The 6,000-nt window shown below is 45.1% G+C and carries 4 protein-coding genes and 1 pseudogene; 2 read left to right on the top strand and 3 right to left on the bottom strand.

Features of this window, described 5'->3' with window-relative positions:
• Positions 1–257 precede the first annotated feature (257 nt).
• Complete coding sequence (locus RH949_RS20375; RefSeq protein ID WP_006098786.1) at positions 258–737, top strand: GNAT family N-acetyltransferase; 480 nt, start codon at positions 258–260, stop codon at positions 735–737.
• A 140-nt stretch (positions 738–877) separates the two neighbouring features.
• On the opposite strand, the gene RH949_RS20380 is transcribed toward RH949_RS20375, so the two are convergent.
• The 3 genes from RH949_RS20380 to RH949_RS20390 form a co-directional block, all read right to left on the bottom strand.
• Positions 878–2,329 (bottom strand): adenylate/guanylate cyclase domain-containing protein, encoded by a 1,452-nt coding sequence (locus tag RH949_RS20380; protein ID WP_446355698.1) that lies wholly within the window; start codon positions 2,327–2,329, stop codon positions 878–880.
• Between the two features lie 187 nt (positions 2,330–2,516).
• The gene (locus tag RH949_RS20385; RefSeq protein ID WP_006098939.1) at positions 2,517–3,254 is read right to left on the bottom strand and encodes a DUF1995 family protein; all 738 of its coding nucleotides are present in this window, start codon (positions 3,252–3,254) and stop codon (positions 2,517–2,519) included.
• A gap of 216 nt (positions 3,255–3,470) precedes the next feature.
• On the bottom strand, positions 3,471–4,739 hold the full coding sequence (locus tag RH949_RS20390) for a glycosyltransferase family 4 protein (RefSeq protein WP_006098902.1): 1,269 nt from the start codon (positions 4,737–4,739) through the stop codon (positions 3,471–3,473).
• A 704-nt stretch (positions 4,740–5,443) separates the two neighbouring features.
• Between RH949_RS20390 and RH949_RS20395 the strand changes: the two are divergent.
• A pseudogene (locus tag RH949_RS20395) lies at positions 5,444–5,626 on the top strand (IS607 family transposase); the annotation flags it as partial.
• Positions 5,627–6,000: the final 374 nt, after the last annotated feature.

A 6,000-nucleotide genomic window follows, 5' to 3' on the forward strand; every position in this document is an offset into this window, starting at 1 on the left:
TGCTCACACTACGACAAGGATTTCACCATTATTGACATTAAGCTTTAAATGTGGAACAGCTTAGCTTGACAGAGTAAGCTGTCATGCATTTAAATTGGGTATTAGTAGCGAGCAAGATGCTCGCACTACAAGGCTTTCGCCGTTATTGATATTAAGGTTTAAATGCCGAACAGCTTACCACAATTGTGAGTTCTGACATTTGCTCGAAAGGCAAGCAAAGACGATAATAAAACTCGATATTCTTTATTTCGTACACAATGAAAACCTATTACCGTGACTTTTTAATTCGTGACTGGGAACCGCGCGATCGCGTCAACGCCGCCGAGGTTATTGGTTCAGTCTTGTCAGAATACGGCTTAACTTGGGAACCAAGGAGAGCCGATCGCGATGTGGTTGACGTCGAAACCTTCTATCAAACGGTTGGGGGAGAGTTTTGGGTAATCGAATACCAAGGTAAAGTTGTGGGAACCTCGGCGTATTATCCAATCGAACGCGGCAAAAACGCTGTAGAAATCCGTAAAATGTACCTGCTTCCAGAGTTTAGAGGACAAGGACTCGGTAAATTTTTGTTGCAACAGCTTGAGGAAACAATTGCCAACCGGGGTTTCCAAGAAATTTGGATTGAAACCGCTAGCGCCCTCAAAGAAGCCATCCAGCTTTATGAAAGTAGCGGCTATCAGCCAACCACAGGGGTAGAGACAAAGCGGTGCGATCGCGTTTATGTGAAACAACTATAGTATAGTTTTGACTGTGTAGGGGCGGGTTTAGGGACTAACTTTGATAATTAACCCTAACTGGAGTACAAAACCCGCCCTGACTGAATTTTGCATTAACTCCCATCTTCCCCATCTCCCAGACGTGCCATGGCACGTCTCTACTACTCCTGCTTCCCAACCAGCCAATAGTTGATCATTTCCCCTTTTCCCTTAACCACGATCGCACCCCGTTTTTCAAATACATACTTATCCTGCAAACGCTCTTTTGTCGCCGCTGTCACTTGAATTTTTCCGGGAAGTCCAGATGATTCCATGCGAGACGCCACATTAACTGCATCTCCCCAAAGATCATAGCTAAACTTTTTAATCCCAATTACACCAGCTACCACAAGTCCCGTATTAATGCCAATGCGAATTTGAAAGGGTTCCCCTTGTGGTGTTTTAAATTGTTGAATGGCTTGTTGCATATCCAACGCCATGTTTGCAATTGCCTCAGCATGATGATCATTTGCTACAGGTAAACCCGCCACAGCCATATAAGCATCGCCAATGGTTTTGATTTTCTCAATGCCATGTTTTTCGGCTAATTTATCAAAAACAGAAAAAATATTATTTAGTAGATTAAGCAGTTCTAAGGGAGACATTTGAGCCGAAAGCTGCGTAAAGCCGACAATATCAGCAAATAAGATAGTCGCTTCCGTAAATTGTTGTGCTAAACTTCCCTCAAACTGTTTTAATTGGTCAACAATAGGCTTGGGTAAAATGTTGAGCAATAACCGTTCTGACTTTTCTTGTTCTAAGCGTAGGGCTTGTTCCGCTTTTATCCGATCACTAATATCGGATTGGATGCCGACAAAATGAGTTAGGTTATTTCTATCATCATAAATGGGGGAAATTGTCAATTCATTCCAGAATGGTGTTCCATCTTTCCGGTAATTGAGTAAGGTAACGGTGCAATTTTCTCCAGCTTTAATCGCCGCACGGAGTTGATCAACGGCTGGCTGACTGGTATCTTTTCCTTGCAAGAAACGACAATTATAACCGAGGACTTCAGCGTCAGAGTAACCTGTTATTTCCTCAAAGGCAGGATTAACATAGATAAGGGGCATATCTGGCAAACGCGCATCAGCAATGACAATGCCGACACTACTCGCCGCGATCGCTTGATCGCGTAGCTTAACGGTTTCCTGGACTCCTTTGCGATATGCCTGACTCCCTCGCCAATTGCTTTCGGTGACATCATGGGCAATACCATGGCTTACACTATTTTGATAGGCTCCCAAACGCCAAGACAGCCAACGATAGCTTCCGTCTCGACAACGAAAGCGATTTTTAAGGCATATTGGGGTTTTATTATCCTGGAGAGTGTGACATTGATTCTCCATATCAAAGGTGAATGCCACATCATCAGGATGAACAAACTCTAACCAAGGGCGCGATCGCAGTTCATCTAACGTCCAGCCTAGAGTCTTTTCCCAAACTGAGTTGAGTTCTCTAAAATACCCGTTACTGTCACGGATACACAACAACTCAGCAGAAAGATCAAAAAAGGCTTGGAGAGATGCTTCCCCATGGAATAGGTTTGGCTCATTCTCCTCACAAGAAGGATTCATTGGACATGTTCCAGGGAAGATTTACTGTCGGTTTTTGCACCCTCGATCAAAATTTTTTATGCAATTTCAATTATTACATTGACTTGATAAATTGTAGAATCATATCATAGATAGCGCTTTTTCAACATTTTTGCGAAAAAGACGCTAGATATAGTGGGTTTTTGACGTTTAGCGTTTAGATTTTTAATTAACGACTCAATGCGTCTAAAAAGCTCTGTAGCGTAGAGAGAAACCCTGGTTTTTTTGCAGCAGGTGTATCTTCTGAGTCACCGCTACCCGTTACTTTAGCAATAATCAGTTCTAAGGCATCTCCTACAGGTTTTTGCGGTTCTTCAGCAATAAGCTGATAGGCATTTTCCTTTTCCAGCCAGATCTGCCATAGTCCCGGATAAACCCGAAGTAGAGCCGCTCCATCCAGAGGTTGGACGTAGTAACAAGAGGTTAGGGTACTGAGAAACCGTTCACGGAGTTGACGGGCGGCGTAGCCAATACCCACCACTTTCAGATCTTCAAGCTGAGGCGTGAGTAAGACACAGGGGCGATCGCCTGCCAAATTGCAGAGTTTTTCCACTTGACTCACTTCCACCGCCGAAGGGGAAACAATCAAAAACGCCTCATCCTCTGGCTGAATCCTACTTTCGACAGGGGAGCGACTTGTGCCAATGTCTGTCACTTTGAACGGTGTTTCTCCCCAGTCTCGACGGGCAAGTGCCGCCGCCCCAGCATCAGGGAAGAGAACCTTTAGCCCCGAACCATACTGTTCAAAGATCGGGGTAAATTGCCATGCAATGGATTGGGCTTGCAGGGCAATCTCTGGAAACACTAACTCGACTTGCAGGCGAGTGTATCCATCATTGAGGGCGGCTTGTGTCGCTTCGCGAGCTTGAGCGATCGCTTCGTCTAACGTTTGAGGAAGTTCAGCCATCGGTCATTTGTCCTTAGTCCTTTGTCCTTTATCCTTGATTTTTTGTTCGTCGTGTCCTTTCGATTGTAACGAACTATGAATCACAAATGGGAACAGGGAGTCGTTTTGAGTGTTGAAAAAGGCATCAAAAGACGATAGGGGTTTAGTTACCAAACCCCTACCGTCTGAAACGCCTAGCTGCAAGAATCAGAACACAACAGGTCAGCGCTGGGTAATTCACGCGCTGGCTTGTTCCAACACCTGGGAGGAATTTCGGACTAACTGGAGATAAAGATCACTGAGTTGATGCGCCACACCATCCCAGCTAAACTTTTCCTCCACCCGCCATCTTGCCCTTTGACCCAATTGATTGCGCCAGTCGGGGTGAGATAGAATGCGGTCTATTGCCTCAGCAAAAGCCACCTCATCTTTAGGCGGCGCTAGTAATCCGGTTTCTTCGGGTACAACCGTAAATTGCAACCCACCGACATCACTGGCAATAACTGGCGTACTACAAGCCATGGCTTCAATTGCCACCAGACCAAAGGGTTCATAGTGACTGGGAACCACACAGACATCAGCCGCCGTATAGTAAACCGATAGAAGTTCATCGCGAATGCGTCCGGTAAATGTGGTGATATCCCTCATCCCCAGTTCATCAACGATCGCCTCAATCCGTTCTCGCTCAATCCCATCGCTGTAACCGGGACGAGATCCCCCACCAATAATCAGTTTCACTTGGGGATCATGGCGTATCTGAGAGCAACCCACAGCGCGAACCAGGGTTTCTATGCCTTTACGCGGATCAAAGCGTCCCACATAAAAGATGATTTTTTCATCAGGATTCCATCCTAATTGTTGTCTTGCTTGAGTGCGGTCAATCGCCCCAAAGCGTTGAATGTCTGTGCCACAGGGAATGATCTGAATATGACCCTTACTCGAAACCAGCGATCGTATATGGTCTTTTTCCTGGGGAGATGTAGCCACAGTGCGTTCGGCTGTCTCTAACACCGCTTTTTCCACATCCAATCGAGTACCAGCAATCATGGGGATCGCTTCGACTGACTGGTACTTAACCGCACCTAGAGAATGGTAAGTATGAACTTGGGGAATCGATTGCCGCTTTTTCCATTGCATCCCCACCCATGCAGAAATCCAATAGTTGGTATGAACCAGGGAATACCGAACACCTTCCCACTCCTGAAACCTCAGCAAATTATCTAAGAACTCGCCAGTATAGCCAAAGATCTTATCCCGTGGGACAAATGCCTCTGGACCGGCTTTCAAACGAATAGTCCGACAACGTGGACTATGTTCTACGATGACAGGATCATCAGCACTGGCTTTTCGGGTAAACATATCTACATGCCATCCCAGATGGGCAAGGGCTTCACCCAGATGGCGCACGTAAACATTCTGTCCACCCGCTTCTTCCTTACCAATTTCCACGGCGGGATCGCCATGAACTGAGATGAGAGCAATATGCTGTCTATGTTTACTGTTCATAAGTTGGTCTAATCCTCGATTTCAACAAGGGTTAATCTTAATTAAGCGTTTGATGCTTGTGCGGCTTTTCCCTCCGCTCAGGTTTTTGGTTGAGAAAACCTTAAACGCTGAAGGCTTTGTCCGCATCAGACTACAGGATGGTAAATGCTATGAACCCTTAACTTGCGATAAACAAAGGGTGAACTAACCCTTGAGTGGGAATACTTGTGCCACATTTCCCTTCCTTTTAGGGAGCATCCCAATTTGGCACGTTGGCTCTTTGAATGGGGCTGAAACCCTTGCAATTGCGTTACTTTAGGTAATGCTTTGTCCAAAACGGGATGCTCTCTCCTTTTACTTTTCAAGAGAAAGAATTAACTCACTGAAACGACGCCGGATTGGGCTGGTAATTCCCTACTATAGAGCTTGAGAAATGAGTTCCTCTTTCAGGTCATGGACGGCTTTACCAGACTACACCAAATTTCATCGGAAACCTCATCATTGTTGTATATAGCTTAAAGGGTGCAGACTTAGCAATAGCTGATGAAAAAAGCTGAGTTTTACTCGTTTGAAAAGAGTATAGCCTCTAGAAATCAAAGTTGCAATATGTAAAGAAAAATTTAGTTATGTAAAGACGCACACAACCGGACAGGGTTAACTAACAGTCCGTAAATATCTAGACAATCATTGACATAACTATACATTTTTGATGATATAATACAAAAATGTCTAGTTTAACTCCCCAAGAAGCAGCTACTCGACTTTGTGTGACGGTCTTGCACGTTGCACCGATGGGAACTCAACGGCTGGCTGATGAGCTTCTCGGACGGCTGGCGGTCCGGAGTCGATATGATATTGTTGACTTAATTGGCAATAAATCGGGTAACGAATTAACCGTTGGCGTAGCCGCGAGTATCTAGTCAGAACTGAGGGAGGTAGCCAAAAAGCTATGACGACGATAACTTATTGCAAAGGCTTGCCAACTCCCGCAGATGAACTTAACCCCATCGGTTTCACCGACTTGGAGGTTTTTCCTCTGGCTAATGAAATTACTCCGTTAGCATAACGCTTACTGATTCCGTATTTCTCTTGCATAAGACTATTCCAACTGGATTGATTAAATTTTATTTCTTTATTCAATAAATCGGGTAACGAATTAACCGTTGGCGTAGCCGCGAGTATCTAGTCAGAACTGAGGGAGGTAGCCAAAAAGCTATGACGACGATAACTTATTGCAAAGGCTTGCCAACTCCCGCCGATGAACTTAACCCCATCGGTTTCA

This window comes from Coleofasciculus sp. A1-SPW-01, assembly GCF_040217205.1.
Lineage (GTDB): Bacteria > Cyanobacteriota > Cyanobacteriia > Cyanobacteriales > Coleofasciculaceae > Coleofasciculus > Coleofasciculus chthonoplastes_A.